The 327-nt window shown below is 66.1% G+C and carries 1 protein-coding gene; it reads right to left on the reverse strand.

The features are described from left to right. Positions 1-184, reverse strand: a 184-nt coding sequence (locus tag KI686_RS16100; protein WP_237590341.1) for a hypothetical protein, incomplete at its 3' end; no start/stop codon positions are given. Between the last annotated feature and the right edge of the window lie 143 nt (positions 185-327).

Raw genomic sequence — 327 nt, forward strand, 5'->3', positions numbered from 1 at the left:
CCCGGATCAGCGCCGCCTCGTCGTCGATGATCGCCTCGCCGCGCTGCAGGGCCAGGTCGTTGTGACGCCGCACCTCGGTCTGCGCGATGTGCCTGGCCTCGTCCGGATGCGACGAGGGGTCGGTGTGCTCGAGGCGCAGGCGCCGCCGGACTCGCTCGGCGACGACCAGGGACGGATGACTCACGCGGGCATCATGACAGAATCCGGGATCCCCGCGTCAAAGTTATCCACAGCTCCCTGCTCGGCAGATGTACGGGAACCCGTAACCGTCGATCAGTAGACTTGCTGACGCGCGGGAGTGGTGGAATCGGTAGACACGCAGGATTT

Source organism: Polaribacter sargassicola (assembly GCF_021991835.1).
Taxonomy (GTDB): domain Bacteria; phylum Bacteroidota; class Bacteroidia; order Flavobacteriales; family Flavobacteriaceae; genus Polaribacter; species Polaribacter sargassicola.